Genomic DNA, 14,238 nt, shown 5'->3' on the forward strand with positions numbered 1-14,238 from the left:
AACTGTTTGATTCGTAAAACCAAAAAAAAAGGATAAACTTAAAAAAGTCTATCCTTATTATTTTTACATGAATGGATTCATGATTATTCTGTAGCTTCAGTAGTTGAAGAAGTTTCAGCTGCTGGAGCTTCAGGAGTACCTTCTGCTTTTTTAGCTTTTCCACGACGAGTCGTTTTCTTAACTTCTTTTTTACCACCATTGTACAATGTGTTGAAATCTACTAATTCAATCATTGCCATATCAGCGTTATCTCCTAAACGATTACCTAACTTGATGATACGAGTGTATCCTCCTGGACGGTCACCAACTTTAGCAGCAACTTCTCTGAACAATTCAGTAACAGCATATTTATCTCTTAAATAAGCGAAAACTGTACGACGATTGTGAGTAGTATCTTCTTTTGATTTTGTAACTAATGGTTCAACAAATTGTTTTAAAGCTTTTGCTTTAGCAACAGTAGTGTTGATCCTTTTATGTTCGATTAAAGAACAAGCCATATTAGCTAACATAGCTCTTCTATGTCCTTTTTGTCTACTTAAATGATTGAATTTTTTTCCGTGTCTCATGACGTTTTTTATTTATCTTCATCTTGCATCAATCCATAAAATGGAGCGCAAAATATGAAGCAATTACTCTTTATCTAATTTATATTTAGTAAGATCCATTCCAAAAGTTAGGTTTTTATTTGCCACTAACTCATCTAATTCAGTTAATGATTTTTTACCAAAATTACGGAACTTCATTAAGTCGTTTTTGTTGAAAGAAACTAAATCACCAAGTGTATCAACTTCAGCTGCTTTTAAGCAATTTAATGCTCTAACAGATAAGTCCATATCTACTAATTTAGTTTTTAATAATTGTCTCATATGAAGAGATTCTTCATCGTAAGACTCAGTTTGAGCAATTTCATCTGCCTCAAGCGTGATTCTTTCATCAGAAAACAACATAAAGTGGTGAATCAACGTTTTAGCTGCTTCAGTTAATGCATCTTTAGGATGGATAGAACCATCAGTAATGATTTCAAAAACTAATTTTTCGTAATCCGTTTTTTGTTCCACACGGAAATTCTCAATAGTATATTTCACATTCTTTACTGGTGTGTAAATAGAATCTGTGTAAATAGTACCAATTGGAGCATTTGATTTTTTGTTCTCTTCTGCAGGAACATAACCTCTACCTTTTTCGATAGAAAGTTCCATATTTAAAGTTGTTTTGCTATCTAAATTACAGATAACTAAATCTGGATTTAAAACTTGAAAACCAGAGATGAATTTTTGAAAATCACCTGCAGTAATCTTATCTTTTCCTGAAAGAGAGATAGAAACAGATTCATTATCGATATCTTCAATTTGACGTTTGAAACGTACTTGTTTAAGATTTAAGATAATTTCTGTAACATCTTCAACCACACCAGAAATTGTAGAGAACTCATGTTCTACACCTTCAATTCTTACTGATGTAATTGCGTATCCTTCAAGAGAAGAAAGCAAAACTCTTCTAAGTGCATTACCAACAGTCAATCCATAACCAGGTTCTAAAGGTCTAAATTCAAATTTACCTTCAAAATCGGTTGAATCGATCATGATAACTTTATCGGGCTTTTGAAAATTAAATATTGCCATACTTTCGACTAAAGTCAATTATTATTTGTTATACAACTCAACGATTAGTTGTTCTTTAATATTTTCTGGAATTTGAAGTCTTTGAGGTACAGAAACGAAAGTACCTTCTTTAGTATCATTGTTCCAAGTAATCCACTCATAAACTTGAGAAGCACTAGATAAAGAACGGTCGATAGCTTCAAGAGATTTAGATTTTTCACGAACAGCTACTTTATCACCAGCTTTTAAGTGGTAAGAAGGAACGTTCACTAATTCACCGTTAACAGTAATGTGTCTGTGAACAACGATTTGACGTGCTGCTCTACGAGAAGGAGCAATACCCATTCTGTATACAACATTATCTAAACGAGCTTCACATAATTGAAGTAAAATTTCACCTGTTACTCCAGAAGCAGCAGATGCTTTTTTAAATAAATTTCTGAATTGTTTTTCAAGAATTCCGTAAGTGTACTTCGCTTTTTGCTTTTCCATTAACTGAACTGCATATTCAGATTTTTTACCTCTCTTTTTAGCTAAACCATGTTGCCCTGGAGGGTAATTTCTTTTTTCGAAGGCTTTGTCTTCTCCGAATATTGCTTCGCCAAATTTACGAGCAATCTTAGTTTTTGGACCAGTATATCTTGCCATTTTAAAAAATTAAAAAAGGTAGGAATTATGAATTCAGGTCTATATCCTTCGATAATTTTAAACCTACCTGTGTTATACTTAAATTATACTCTTCTTCTTTTCGGAGGACGACATCCGTTATGTGGCATTGGAGTTACATCAATGATTTCTGTAACTTCAACTCCAGAATTGTGAATAGATCTGATTGCAGATTCTCTTCCGTTTCCTGGTCCTTTCACATAAACTTTTACTTTCTTTAGTCCAGCTTCAAGAGCTACTTTACTACAATCTTCTGCTGCCATTTGAGCTGCATAAGGAGTATTCTTTTTAGAACCTCTAAAGCCCATTTTACCAGCTGAAGACCAAGAAATTACTTCACCTTTCTTATTGGTTAAAGAAATGATGATGTTGTTAAAAGTAGCATTAATATGCGCTTCACCCGAAGATTCAACGATAACTTTACGTTTTTTTGCAGTTGCTTTAGCCATATTATTACTTATTATTTAGTTGCTTTTTTCTTGTTAGCAACAGTTTTTCTCTTACCTTTTCTAGTTCTAGAATTGTTTTTAGTTCTTTGACCTCTTAATGGAAGTCCAGCTCTGTGACGAATACCTCTTTGACATCCGATGTCCATTAAACGTTTGATGTTTAATTGAACTTCTGAACGCAATTCTCCTTCAATTTTAAAGTATGACACCGCTTCACGGATTGCTCCGATTTCGTCGTCATTCCAATCTTGAACTTTTTTGTCTTCGCTCACTTGAGCTTTAGCTAATATATCTTTAGCTCTGCTTCTACCTATACCAAATATGTATGTTAAAGCAATGATTCCTCTTTTTTGTTTAGGTATATCTACCCCTGCAATTCTTGCCATAATTATCCTTGTCTTTGTTTAAATCTAGGATTCTTTTTGTTAATAACGTATAATCTTCCTTTTCTACGTACAATAATGCACTCGGCACTTCTTTTTTTAACTGATGCTCTTACTTTCATTTTAATAGCTTTAGTATCTATAAGTAATTCTTGCTTTAGACAAATCATAAGGGCTCATTTCAAGTTTTACCTTGTCTCCTGGTAACAATTTAATGTAATGCATACGCATTTTACCAGAGATATGAGCGATTACAATATGTCCGTTCTCTAACTCCACACGAAACATAGCATTTGACAATGCTTCAATGATTGTTCCGTCTTGTTCTATTGCTGATTGTTTTGCCATAAAAATTAAGCTACTGCTTTTCTATTTTTACCACTTTTCATCAAACCATCATAGTGTTTATTCAATAAATAAGAATTTATTTGTTGAATAGTATCTATTGCAACTCCAACCATAATTAATAAAGAAGTACCTCCATAAAAATAACCCCACGCACCCTGAACACCAAGTAAACTTACTGCTATAGCTGGGAACACAGCGATTAAAGCAAGAAATAACGAACCTGGGAAAGTTATTAATGACATTATTTTATCTAGGTAGTCTCCTGTTTCAACTCCTGGCTTAATACCTGGAATAAAACCACCACTTCTTTTTAAATCATCGGCCATTTTATTAGTTGGTACAGTAATTGCGGTGTAAAAGTACGTAAAAATTACGATTAACAAAGCAAAAACTATATTATATACCAATCCAAATGGATCATTAAACATTGATGCTAATGATACTGCGCTATCAGATTTAGATAAACCTGAAACTGCAGCTGGAATAAACATAATTGCTTGAGCAAAAATGATCGGCATTACACCTGATGCATTTAACTTCAATGGTATAAACTGTCTGTTTGCACCATTCATGTCTTGTTCAAAATCTCCAGAAACTGTACGTCTAGCATATTGTACTGGAATTCTTCTTACAGCCATTACTAATAAAATACATGCTATAATTACTAAAAACCATAAGATTAATTCGATAACAATCATCATTAAACCACCGTTTGCTTGGGCTGTTCTTGATGAATATTCTTGAATAAAAGCTTGAGGCATTCTAGCAATAATACCAACCATAATCAATAATGAAATACCGTTACCGATACCTTTATCAGTGATTTTTTCTCCTAACCACATTGCGAAAATTGTCCCTGTAACTAAGATTAGTACAGAAGAAAATAAGAATGGGAAAGAACCAGCTCCTAACATAAACGCATCACTTGGTAATGTTTTATATAAGTTATAGATATAACCAGGACCTTGAACTAAGGTAATTAAGATTGTTAACCATCTTGTAATTTGGTTAATTTTCTTTCTACCACTTTCACCATCTTTTTGCAATTTTTGTAAATATGGTACTGCGATGCCCATTAATTGAACAACGATAGAAGCTGATATATAAGGCATGATACCTAATGCAAATACAGAAGCCTGCGAAAACGCGCCTCCTGTAAATACATTAATTAACCATCCAATACCTTCATCAGTTTGATTTGTAAGATTAGTCAATTTAGTAGCATCAATTCCCGGAAGGGTTACTTGAGCACCAAAACGGTACACTAATAATAATCCAAGAGTTAACAAAATTCTATTTTTTAACTCTTCGATTTTCCAAACGTTGATGAATGAATCTATAAATTTCTTCATTTTACTAAAAGATTATAAAGTTACAGCTTCTCCACCAGCAGCCTCGATAGCCGCTTTTGCAGATGCAGTAAATTTGTGAGCACTTACTTTAAGTTTTGTTGTTAGCTCACCTCTTCCTAAAATCTTTACTAAGCTATTTTTTGTAGCTAAACGAGTATCTACAAATACAGTAAAATCTACTGTATCGGTAACTACACCGTTATCTACTAATAATTGTAACGAATCAAGGTTAATACCTTGATATTCTACTCTATTAATGTTCTTGAAACCAAACTTAGGCACACGTCTTTGAAGTGGCATTTGACCACCTTCAAAACCAATTTTCTTAGAATAACCAGAACGAGACTTAGCTCCTTTGTGTCCACGTGCAGCGGTACCACCTTTACCAGAACCTTCTCCTCTACCTACTCTTTTATTTTGGTTGTGAACTGAACCTTCAGCTGGTTGTAAGTTACTTAAATTCATAACTGTATAGTGTTATTTAGTTTCTTCAACAGAAACTAAGTGTTTAACTTTATTTACCATTCCAAGGATAGCAGGATTTGCATCATGCTCAACAACTTGTCCCATTTTACGAAGACCTAAAGCTTCCAAAGTTCTCTTTTGATCAAGAGGACAATTGATTTTACTTCTTACTTGTTTTACTTTTAATTTTGCCATGATTTCCTGTTGATTAACCTTTGAATACTTTTTCTAAAGATACTCCTCTTTGTTTAGCTACCGTTAAAGCGCTTCTCATTTGTAATAAAGCATCAAAAGTTGCTTTTACTACGTTATGAGGGTTAGAAGAACCTTGTGATTTAGATAATACATCATGAATACCTACTGATTCTAATACGGCACGAACCGCACCACCAGCAATTACTCCAGTACCATGAGAAGCAGGCATTAAAAACACTCTTGCTCCACCAAATTTACCTTTTTGTTCATGAGGTACAGACTGACCATTTAAAGGAATTCTAACTAGATTTTTCTTAGCATCTTCTACTGCTTTTGCAATAGCTTCAGAAACATCTTTAGATTTTCCTAACCCATGACCTACCACACCGTTTTCATCACCAACTACTACGATAGCAGAGAAACCAAATGCTCTACCCCCTTTAGTAACTTTAGTAACACGATTTACACTCACCAAACGGTCTTTTAATTCAAGACCTCCTGGTTTTACAATCTCTACGTTTTTATAATTATGATACATAATTTCTTAGAATTTAAGTCCAGCTTCTCTAGCTCCTTCAGCTAATGATTTCACACGTCCATGGTATAAATACCCACCTCTATCAAAAGAGATTGTTGAAATACCTGCTTTAAGTGCTTTTTCAGCAACTAATTTACCAACTGCTTTTGCAGTTTCAACAGAAGTTCCTTGAGCAACATCTTTATCTCTCGATGAAGCTGCTACTAATGTAGTTCCGTTTACGTCATCTATGATTTGCGCATAGATTTCTTTATTACTTCTGAATACAGAAAGTCTTGGTTGAGCAGCAGTTCCGCTTACAATCTTTCTGATTCTGAACTTAATTCTTTGTCTTCTTTCAGATTTCGTTAATGACATAGTCTTAATTTTTAAGCTGATTTACCTGCTTTTCTTCTTAGTTCTTCTCCTACAAACTTAACTCCTTTTCCTTTATATGGTTCAGGTTTGCGGAAACCTCTGATCTTCGCAGCTACTTGACCTAATAATTGTTTGTCGAATGATGATAATTTTACTATCGGATTTTTACCTTTTTCTGATACTGTTTCAACAGTAACTTCTTTTACAACTTCTAAAACGATGTTGTGAGAAAATCCTAAAGCTAAATCAAGTTTTTGTCCTTGATTAGATGCTCTATAACCTACTCCAACTAATTCTAACTCTTTTGTAAAACCTTCAGAAACACCAATAATCATGTTATTGATTAATGAACGATAAAGTCCGTGTTTCGCTCTCTCATCTTTATGATCTGACGAACGCTCAACGATAACTTGGTTATCTTCGATTTTAACTGTTACATCAGAAAATTCTTGAGTAAGCTCGCCTAATTTCCCTTTTACTGTAACTACAGCATCTTTAACTTCTACAGTTATTCCTGCTGGAATTGCAATTGGATTTTTACCTATTCTTGACATTGTCTACTCTTTATTATTAATATACGTAACAAACAACTTCACCACCAACATTTAATTGCTTAGCTTGTTTTCCTGTCATCAATCCTTTTGATGTAGAAACAATAGCAATACCTAAACCATTTAAGATTCTTGGTAAGTCTGATGAACCAGCATATTTACGTAAACCTGGTTTACTAATTCTTTGGATGTCTTTGATAACTGACTCTTTCGTGTCTTTATCATACTTAAGAGCAATTTTGATAGTACCCTGTACAGAGTTATCATCAAATTTATAACTTAAGATATATCCTTGATCGAATAAAATCTTTGTGATTTCTTTTTTCATGTTAGATGCAGGAATTTCTACCACTTTGTGGTTAGCTCTCACTGCATTTCTAACTCTCGTAAGATAATCGGCAATTGGATCTGTATACATATGTATATATTTGCGGTTATGGTTTTCAATCCGCCCTCAGCGGATTGAACCTTTAACCAGTTAAATTATTTTTTGGATTGCAAAAGTAATAACTTTTTTTTAAATTACCAAGATGCTTTTTTAACACCTGGAATTAATCCTTGGTTAGCCATTTCACGGAATGTAACACGAGAAAGACCGAATTGACGCATATACCCTCTTGGTCTACCTGTTAATTTACAACGATTGTGTAAACGTACTGGTGATGCATTTTTAGGTAATTTTTGTAATGCTTCAAAATCTCCAGCAGCCTTAAGCGCTTTTCTTTTCTCTGCATATTTGTCAACAACTGCTTGTCTCTTTACCTCACGGGCTTTCATTGATTCTTTAGCCATATCTTAATTCTTTTTAAAAGGTAATCCTAATTCCGCTAATAATGATTTTGCTTCTTTATCTGTTTGAGCAGACGTTACAAAAGTGATATCAAAACCAGATATTTTGTTTACTTTATCAATATCAATTTCTGGGAAAATGATTTGTTCTAAAACACCTAAGTTATAATTTCCTCTTCCGTCAAACCCTGTAGATTTAATTCCGCTGAAATCTCTAACACGTGGCAAAGATGAAGTAATCAATCTATCTAAGAATTCATACATTCTTTCTCCACGTAAAGTTACTTTAGCACCAATTGGCATACCTTTTCTCAATTTGAAAGACGCAACGTCCTTTTTAGAGATTGTAGCAACTGCTTTTTGCCCAGTAATTTTTGTCATTTCTTCAACAGCGTAATCCACTAACTTTTTGTCAGATACAGCTGCACCAACTCCACGGCTTACAACGATTTTTTCAAGTTTTGGAACTTGCATTACGTTTTTGTAACCGAATTCTTCTGTAAGAGCAGCAATTACTCTGCTCTTATATTCTTCTTTTAGTCTAGGAATATATGCCATAACTATAGTACTTGATTAGATTTTTTTGAAAATCTCACTTTCTTGTCTCCTTCTTGTTTGAAACCAACTTTAGTCGTTTCTTTTGACTTTGGGTCAATTAAAGACAAGTTAGACACATGAATAGGAGCTTCTTTCTTAACGATTCCTCCTTGAGGGTTTTTTGCACTTGGTTTTGTATGTTTTGAAACCATGTTAACTCCTTCAACAATCGCTTTGTTTTTCTCACGAAGAACACGTACAATTTTACCTTCAGAACCTTTGTGGTCTCCAGCAATAACTCTTACGATATCTCCTGATTTTATTTTTAGCTTTATCATTTGTATAAGAATTAAAGCACTTCTGGTGCTAATGATACAATTTTCATGAATTGTTTTTCACGAAGTTCTCTGGCAACTGGACCAAAAACACGAGTTCCTCTCATTTCTCCTGCAGCGTTTAACAATACACATGCGTTATCGTCAAAACGGATGTAAGATCCATCAGCTCTTCTCACTTCTTTTTTGGTACGTACAACCACTGCAGTTGATACCGCTCCTTTTTTAACGTTTCCGTTTGGAGTTGCATCTTTAATTGAAACTACAATTTTGTCACCAACAGAGGCATAACGACGTTTCGTTCCTCCTAAAACACGGATAGTTAAAACTTCTTTAGCTCCCGTATTATCTGCTACTTTTAATCTTGACTCTTGTTGTACCATAATTACTTAGCTCTTTCAATGATTTCAACTAATCTCCAACATTTTGATTTAGATAAAGGTCTTGTTTCCATGATCTTTACTGTATCTCCAATGTTACAATCGTTTGTTTCGTCGTGTGCAACGTATTTTTTAGTTTTTAACACGAACTTACCGTATAATGGGTGTTTTACTTTTCTTGTTTCAGAAACAACAATAGATTTCTCCATTTTGTTGCTAGTAACAACCCCAACTCTCTCTTTTCTTAAATTTCTTTTTTCCATCTTTCAGCAGAATACAATTATTGTAACTCTCTTTTAGTTAACTCTGTGTGTAATCTCGCAACTGATCTTCTTAAACCTCTTAATTGAAGAGGATTTTGGATTGGCGAAATTGCATGAGCATTTTTTAGGTCGGTATACGTTTTCTTTAACTGACTAAGTTGTTCTTGTAACTCAGCTGCAGATAGATTTTTAATTTCTGATTGTTTCATAATAAATTTTGATTATGCTTCGAAATCTCTAGCAACGATAAACTTAGTTTTAACAGGAAGTTTTTGAGCTGCTAAGCGTAAAGCTTCTTTTGCAACTGATAGAGGAACTCCTCCAACTTCAAACATAATTTTACCAGGTTTAACAACTGCAGCCCAATACTCAACTGCACCTTTACCTTTACCCATACGTACTTCTAATGGTTTCTTTGTAATAGGTTTATCTGGAAATATTTTGATCCATAATTGACCTTCTCTTTTCATGAAACGAGTTGCTGCGATACGAGCTGCTTCAATTTGACGAGAAGTAATAAATGAAGAATCTAAAGATTTGATACCAAACATTCCATTTGAAAGTTCGTGTCCTCTTTGAGAAACGCCTTTCATTCTACCTTTCTGTACCTTACGGTATTTTGTTCTTTTAGGCTGTAACATTTTTCTTTAGTTTAAATAATTACTTTCTTTTGCGTGCGTTTGGCTTATTTCCATCTCTTTTTGGAGCAGAAGATCCTGAAGGTTTAGACTTTTGTTTGTCCATTCCTACTAACGGAGAAAGATCTCTTTTTCCATAAACCTCACCTTTCATTATCCATACTTTGATACCCATTCTACCATAAGTAGTATGTGCTTCAGCTAATGAATAATCAATATCAGCTCTGAAAGTTGACAAAGGAATTCTACCTTCTTTAAAGTTTTCTGAACGTGCCATTTCAGCACCATTCAAACGACCAGAAATTTGTACTTTGATACCTTCTGCGTTCATACGCATTGCAGCAGCAATAGCCATTTTAATTGCTCTTCTGTATGAAATTCTACTTTCAATTTGACGAGCAATACTTGTACCTACTAAGTAAGCATCAAGTTCAGGTCTTTTAATTTCAAAGATGTTGATTTGAACTTCTTTGTCAGTAATTTTCTTAAGTTCTTCTTTTAACTTGTCTACCTCTTGACCACCTTTTCCGATAATAATACCAGGTCTAGCAGTAGTGATAGTAACGGTTACAAGTTTTAAAGTTCTCTCGATAATTATTTTTGATACACTAGCTTTAGATAAACGTGCATGGATATACTTTCTGATTTTGTAATCTTCAGCGATTTTATCACCGTAGTCATTACCTCCATACCAGTTTGAGTCCCATCCTCTGATGATACCAAGTCTATTTCCTATTGGATTTGTCTTTTGTCCCATACTGTTTATTAATTGCTTTGTGTGTTATTATTTGATCCTAACACGATTGTAACGTGGTTAGAACGTTTTCTAATTCTGTGTGCACGACCTTGCGGAGCTGGACGAAGTCTTTTTAACATCATTCCACCATCTACTGTAATCGTTTTTACAAATAAGCCTGCTTCTTCTAAATTAGCATCTTCGTTTTTCTGTACATAATTGTTTATGGCAGATAATAACAATTTTTCTAATTTTCTTGAAGCTTCTTTTTGACTAAATCTTAAAATATTAAGAGCTAGTTCAACTTTCTGACCTCTTACTAAATCTGCAACTAATCGCATTTTTCTAGGTGAAGTTGGACAGTTATTTAATTTAGCAAATGCAATAGACTTGTTAGCCTCTTTTCTTGCGTCTGCAGTTTCTCTTTTACGAACTCCCATTGCTTCTTATTTTTTACCTTTATTTTTAGCCCCAGCATGACCTCTAAAAGATCTTGTTGGTGAAAACTCTCCTAATTTGTGTCCTACCATGTTTTCTGTAACGTAAACTGGTACAAACTGACGACCATTGTGAACTGCGATTGTCTGTCCAACAAAATCTGGAGTAATCATTGATGCTCTAGACCAAGTCTTAACAACACCTTTATTGCCACCAGCGATATTTTCTTGAACTTTCTTCTCTAATTTATAGTGAACAAATGGTCCTTTTTTTAATGAACGTGCCATGTCTATCTAATTATTTCTTTCTACGTTCTACAATATACTTATTACTCGGGTTAACTTTAGAACGAGTTCTATAACCTTTAGCAGGTAAACCTTTTCTTGAACGTGGATGACCTCCAGATGAACGTCCTTCACCACCTCCCATAGGGTGATCAACTGGGTTCATTGCTACTGGTCTTGTTCTTGGTCTTCTACCTAACCATCTTGATCTACCAGCTTTTCCTGATACGATTAATTGGTGGTCTGAGTTAGAAACTGCTCCAATTGTTGCTGAACAAGTCAACAAGATTAATCTTGTTTCACCTGAAGGCATTTTAATTGTTGCATATTTTCCATCTCTTGCCATTAATTGAGCGAAAGTTCCTGCAGAACGAGCGATTACAGCTCCTTGACCTGGTCTTAATTCGATACACGAAATAACAGTTCCTAGAGGAATTTTACTTAAAGGCATTGCATTTCCAATTTCTGGAGACGCATCAACACCTGAAACTACAGTTTGCCCAACTTGTAATCCATTTTGTGCAATGATGTAAGTTTTAGCTCCATCAGCATAGTACAATAATGAAATAAAAGCTGAACGATTTGGATCGTACTCTATTGTTTTAACTGTAGCTGGAATTCCATCTTTAGTTCTTTTAAAATCAATAATACGATACTTTTGTTTGTGACCACCGCCTGTGTAACGCATGGTCATCTTTCCTTGACTATTTCTACCTCCAGAGTTTTTTTTCGGTGCGATCAATGAACGCTCCGGCTTATCAGTTGTAATAGTGTCAAAGCTATTAACAACTCTAAATCGCTGACCTGGGGTAATAGGTTTTAATTTTCTAACTGACATTTTCTATTAGATATTAGTATAAAAATCTATTGTTTCTCCCTCTTGAACTTGTACAATTGCTTTTTTGTAAGCATTTGTTTTCCCACTGATTAAACCACTTTTGGTATATTTAACACTTCTATCAGCTCTGTAGTTTAATGTATTAACTGCAACTACATTCACACCAAAAGCTGCCTCAACAGCATTTTTGATCTGAATTTTGTTAGCAGTTTTAGCAACTACAAAACCAAAACGGTTAAAAATTTCACCATCTTTAGTTATTTTCTCAGTTATAATAGGCTTAATTATGATGCTCATAATCTTATTATTTACTTAAATTAGCTTCAATTCCATCTACAGCACCTTCTAAAAGAACTAAACTTTTTGCATTTAAAATTGCATAAGTGCTTAATTCTGAAGTAGTTACAACGCTAGACGTTTTTAAATTACGTGACGACAAATATACATTTTTATTTGCATCACCCAACACAAATAAAGATTTTTTATTATCTAACCCTAAAGATTTCAATACGTTAATGAAATTTTTAGTGTTTGGTGTTTCAAATGTAAAATCTTCAACTACCACTAAATTTGACTCATTTACTTTTAAAGATAGAGCTGATTTACGAGCTAATCTTTTTAAGTTTTTGTTCAATTTAAATGAATAGCTTCTTGGTCTTGGTCCAAAAACGGTACCTCCACCTTTAAACAAAGGATTTTTTGCAGAACCTGCACGAGCAGTTCCTGTTCCTTTTTGTTTTTTAATTTTACGAGTACTTCCTGCAACTTCAGCTCTTTCTTTAGCTTTGTGGTTTCCTTGTCTTTGATTAGCCAAATATTGCTTTACATCTAAATATACAGCGTGTTTGTTTGGCTCGATTGCGAAAACTGAATCAGAAAGTTGAACTTTTCTTCCAGTTTCTTTTCCGTTGATATCTAAAACTTTTACTTCCATTACTTCTGAATGATTACATAAGAGCTTTTGTGACCTGGAACACAACCTTTTACTACTAAAAGATTTTTCTCACCTACCACTTTTAAAACTCTAAGGTTTTGTACTGTTACATTATCTCCTCCCATTCTTCCAGCCATACGCATTCCTTTGAATACTCTAGATGGATAAGATGACGCTCCTACAGATCCTGGCGCTCTTAAACGGTTGTGTTGACCGTGTGTTGCTTGTCCAACACCGCCAAAACCATGACGTTTAACAACCCCTTGGAATCCTTTTCCTTTAGAAACTCCTAATACATCAACAAATTCACCTTCAGCGAATAAGTCAACAGCGATTACATCGCCTAATTTGTACTCCTGTTCAAAACCTTTGAATTCAACGACTTTTTTCTTTGCAGCTGTTCCCGCTTTCTTAAAGTGACCTAACTCAGCTTTAATAGAACGTTTTTCAGCTTTGTCATCGAAACCTAACTGAATAGCAGAATATCCGTCTACTTCATTGGTTCTGACTTGGGTAACAACGCATGGACCACACTCAATTACAGTACAAGGAATATTTTTCCCGTTCTCATCAAAGATGCTAGTCATGCCAATTTTTCTTCCGATTAACCCAGACATATTAAACTAATTATTAATTAAACTCTTATTTATACATAAAATAGTATTTGCACACTACTCATTTTGAGGGTGCAAATATATAAATTATTTTTTAATTATCGCAAAAATAAATAGTTAAGTAAAAAATCCTTATAAAAAAGCTTTTTTACTCACTAAAAATGATAAGAAAAAAACCGTAATGCTTAAAAACATTAACGGTTTTTCTATTTATTGCGATTTTTAAATCTAAATCAATTATACTTTGATTTCTACTTCAACTCCGCTTGGTAATTCCAATTTCATTAAAGCATCGATAGTTTTTGAAGAAGAACTGTAGATATCTAACAATCTCTTGTATGAACTTAATTCGAACTGCTCTCTTGATTTTTTGTTAACGTGTGGAGAACGTAATACAGTAAAAATCTTTTTGTGTGTTGGTAATGGAATTGGACCCGTTACTACTGCACCTGTACTTTTTACAGTTTTTACAATCTTCTCTGCTGATTTATCAACCAACATGTGATCGTAAGATTTTAATTTTATTCTGATTTTTTGACTCATTTTC

Annotated in this window: 29 protein-coding genes; all 29 read right to left on the reverse strand. The window is 33.9% G+C overall.

The window, feature by feature from the left end; translation table 11 throughout:
* Window positions 1–83: 83 nt before the first annotated feature.
* The 29 genes from rplQ to rpsJ all read right to left on the reverse strand — a co-directional run bounded on the left by rplQ (window position 84) and on the right by rpsJ (window position 14,234).
* The gene (rplQ, locus tag OLM52_RS08790; RefSeq protein WP_264548168.1) at window positions 84–566 is read right to left on the reverse strand and encodes a 50S ribosomal protein L17; all 483 of its coding nucleotides are present in this window, start codon (window positions 564–566) and stop codon (window positions 84–86) included.
* Between the two features lie 63 nt (window positions 567–629).
* Complete coding sequence (locus tag OLM52_RS08795) at window positions 630–1,622, reverse strand: DNA-directed RNA polymerase subunit alpha (protein ID WP_264548169.1); 993 nt, start codon at window positions 1,620–1,622, stop codon at window positions 630–632.
* 21 nt (window positions 1,623–1,643) lie between these two features.
* The gene (gene rpsD, locus OLM52_RS08800) at window positions 1,644–2,249 is read right to left on the reverse strand and encodes a 30S ribosomal protein S4 (protein WP_262318866.1); all 606 of its coding nucleotides are present in this window, start codon (window positions 2,247–2,249) and stop codon (window positions 1,644–1,646) included.
* An 83-nt stretch (window positions 2,250–2,332) separates the two neighbouring features.
* Entirely contained in the window at window positions 2,333–2,716 is a 384-nt protein-coding gene (gene rpsK / locus OLM52_RS08805; RefSeq protein ID WP_008254446.1) for a 30S ribosomal protein S11, read from the reverse strand.
* An 11-nt stretch (window positions 2,717–2,727) separates the two neighbouring features.
* Entirely contained in the window at window positions 2,728–3,102 is a 375-nt protein-coding gene (gene rpsM / locus OLM52_RS08810) for a 30S ribosomal protein S13 (RefSeq protein WP_026725625.1), read from the reverse strand.
* Window positions 3,103–3,104: 2 nt separating this feature from the next.
* A complete protein-coding gene (ykgO, locus tag OLM52_RS08815; protein WP_002987490.1) occupies window positions 3,105–3,221 on the reverse strand; it encodes a type B 50S ribosomal protein L36 in 117 nt (38 codons plus the stop codon).
* Window positions 3,222–3,231: 10 nt separating this feature from the next.
* On the reverse strand, window positions 3,232–3,447 hold the full coding sequence (infA, locus tag OLM52_RS08820; RefSeq protein WP_008254466.1) for a translation initiation factor IF-1: 216 nt from the start codon (window positions 3,445–3,447) through the stop codon (window positions 3,232–3,234).
* Between the two features lie 5 nt (window positions 3,448–3,452).
* A complete protein-coding gene (gene secY / locus OLM52_RS08825) occupies window positions 3,453–4,799 on the reverse strand; it encodes a preprotein translocase subunit SecY (protein ID WP_264548170.1) in 1,347 nt (448 codons plus the stop codon).
* A gap of 12 nt (window positions 4,800–4,811) precedes the next feature.
* Window positions 4,812–5,264, reverse strand: a complete 453-nt coding sequence (gene rplO / locus OLM52_RS08830) for a 50S ribosomal protein L15 (RefSeq protein WP_264548171.1) — start codon at window positions 5,262–5,264, stop codon at window positions 4,812–4,814.
* Window positions 5,265–5,276: 12 nt separating this feature from the next.
* Window positions 5,277–5,459 (reverse strand): 50S ribosomal protein L30, encoded by a 183-nt coding sequence (gene rpmD / locus OLM52_RS08835; protein WP_111566953.1) that lies wholly within the window; start codon window positions 5,457–5,459, stop codon window positions 5,277–5,279.
* Window positions 5,460–5,472: 13 nt separating this feature from the next.
* Complete coding sequence (gene rpsE / locus OLM52_RS08840) at window positions 5,473–5,997, reverse strand: 30S ribosomal protein S5 (protein ID WP_264548172.1); 525 nt, start codon at window positions 5,995–5,997, stop codon at window positions 5,473–5,475.
* A 6-nt stretch (window positions 5,998–6,003) separates the two neighbouring features.
* Entirely contained in the window at window positions 6,004–6,354 is a 351-nt protein-coding gene (rplR, locus tag OLM52_RS08845; protein ID WP_264548173.1) for a 50S ribosomal protein L18, read from the reverse strand.
* An 11-nt stretch (window positions 6,355–6,365) separates the two neighbouring features.
* The gene (gene rplF / locus OLM52_RS08850; protein ID WP_264548174.1) at window positions 6,366–6,908 is read right to left on the reverse strand and encodes a 50S ribosomal protein L6; all 543 of its coding nucleotides are present in this window, start codon (window positions 6,906–6,908) and stop codon (window positions 6,366–6,368) included.
* A 16-nt stretch (window positions 6,909–6,924) separates the two neighbouring features.
* Window positions 6,925–7,323 carry a 30S ribosomal protein S8 gene (gene rpsH / locus OLM52_RS08855; protein WP_264548175.1) on the reverse strand — a complete coding sequence of 133 codons (399 nt, stop codon included), beginning with the start codon at window positions 7,321–7,323 and terminating at the stop codon, window positions 6,925–6,927.
* 104 nt (window positions 7,324–7,427) lie between these two features.
* A complete protein-coding gene (rpsN, locus tag OLM52_RS08860; protein WP_008254474.1) occupies window positions 7,428–7,697 on the reverse strand; it encodes a 30S ribosomal protein S14 in 270 nt (89 codons plus the stop codon).
* A gap of 3 nt (window positions 7,698–7,700) precedes the next feature.
* Window positions 7,701–8,252 (reverse strand): 50S ribosomal protein L5, encoded by a 552-nt coding sequence (gene rplE, locus OLM52_RS08865; RefSeq protein ID WP_166237021.1) that lies wholly within the window; start codon window positions 8,250–8,252, stop codon window positions 7,701–7,703.
* Window positions 8,253–8,254: 2 nt separating this feature from the next.
* Complete coding sequence (rplX, locus tag OLM52_RS08870; RefSeq protein WP_153207744.1) at window positions 8,255–8,569, reverse strand: 50S ribosomal protein L24; 315 nt, start codon at window positions 8,567–8,569, stop codon at window positions 8,255–8,257.
* A gap of 11 nt (window positions 8,570–8,580) precedes the next feature.
* Window positions 8,581–8,949, reverse strand: coding sequence for a 50S ribosomal protein L14 (gene rplN / locus OLM52_RS08875; protein ID WP_007803649.1), 369 nt, complete (start codon window positions 8,947–8,949; stop codon window positions 8,581–8,583).
* A 2-nt stretch (window positions 8,950–8,951) separates the two neighbouring features.
* The gene (rpsQ, locus tag OLM52_RS08880; RefSeq protein WP_188362669.1) at window positions 8,952–9,209 is read right to left on the reverse strand and encodes a 30S ribosomal protein S17; all 258 of its coding nucleotides are present in this window, start codon (window positions 9,207–9,209) and stop codon (window positions 8,952–8,954) included.
* A gap of 17 nt (window positions 9,210–9,226) precedes the next feature.
* Entirely contained in the window at window positions 9,227–9,418 is a 192-nt protein-coding gene (rpmC, locus tag OLM52_RS08885) for a 50S ribosomal protein L29 (protein WP_008254482.1), read from the reverse strand.
* A 12-nt stretch (window positions 9,419–9,430) separates the two neighbouring features.
* On the reverse strand, window positions 9,431–9,850 hold the full coding sequence (gene rplP / locus OLM52_RS08890) for a 50S ribosomal protein L16 (RefSeq protein ID WP_008254483.1): 420 nt from the start codon (window positions 9,848–9,850) through the stop codon (window positions 9,431–9,433).
* A gap of 19 nt (window positions 9,851–9,869) precedes the next feature.
* On the reverse strand, window positions 9,870–10,604 hold the full coding sequence (gene rpsC, locus OLM52_RS08895) for a 30S ribosomal protein S3 (protein ID WP_264368715.1): 735 nt from the start codon (window positions 10,602–10,604) through the stop codon (window positions 9,870–9,872).
* An 8-nt stretch (window positions 10,605–10,612) separates the two neighbouring features.
* Window positions 10,613–11,023: a 50S ribosomal protein L22 gene (gene rplV, locus OLM52_RS08900; protein ID WP_264548176.1), complete on the reverse strand. Its 411-nt coding sequence runs from the start codon at window positions 11,021–11,023 to the stop codon at window positions 10,613–10,615.
* A gap of 6 nt (window positions 11,024–11,029) precedes the next feature.
* Window positions 11,030–11,308: a 30S ribosomal protein S19 gene (rpsS, locus tag OLM52_RS08905; RefSeq protein WP_073583326.1), complete on the reverse strand. Its 279-nt coding sequence runs from the start codon at window positions 11,306–11,308 to the stop codon at window positions 11,030–11,032.
* Between the two features lie 10 nt (window positions 11,309–11,318).
* Complete coding sequence (gene rplB, locus OLM52_RS08910; RefSeq protein ID WP_264548177.1) at window positions 11,319–12,143, reverse strand: 50S ribosomal protein L2; 825 nt, start codon at window positions 12,141–12,143, stop codon at window positions 11,319–11,321.
* Window positions 12,144–12,149: 6 nt separating this feature from the next.
* Window positions 12,150–12,440 (reverse strand): 50S ribosomal protein L23, encoded by a 291-nt coding sequence (gene rplW / locus OLM52_RS08915; RefSeq protein ID WP_264548178.1) that lies wholly within the window; start codon window positions 12,438–12,440, stop codon window positions 12,150–12,152.
* Between the two features lie 7 nt (window positions 12,441–12,447).
* On the reverse strand, window positions 12,448–13,077 hold the full coding sequence (gene rplD, locus OLM52_RS08920; protein WP_264548179.1) for a 50S ribosomal protein L4: 630 nt from the start codon (window positions 13,075–13,077) through the stop codon (window positions 12,448–12,450).
* A complete protein-coding gene (rplC, locus tag OLM52_RS08925; RefSeq protein ID WP_264548180.1) occupies window positions 13,077–13,694 on the reverse strand; it encodes a 50S ribosomal protein L3 in 618 nt (205 codons plus the stop codon). The genes rplD and rplC overlap by 1 nt, the downstream gene beginning before the upstream one ends.
* 234 nt (window positions 13,695–13,928) lie before the next feature.
* Window positions 13,929–14,234 (reverse strand): 30S ribosomal protein S10, encoded by a 306-nt coding sequence (gene rpsJ / locus OLM52_RS08930; RefSeq protein WP_008254495.1) that lies wholly within the window; start codon window positions 14,232–14,234, stop codon window positions 13,929–13,931.
* Between the last annotated feature and the right edge of the window lie 4 nt (window positions 14,235–14,238).

It is taken from the genome of Flavobacterium sp. N2820 (assembly GCF_025947285.1).
GTDB lineage: Bacteria > Bacteroidota > Bacteroidia > Flavobacteriales > Flavobacteriaceae > Flavobacterium.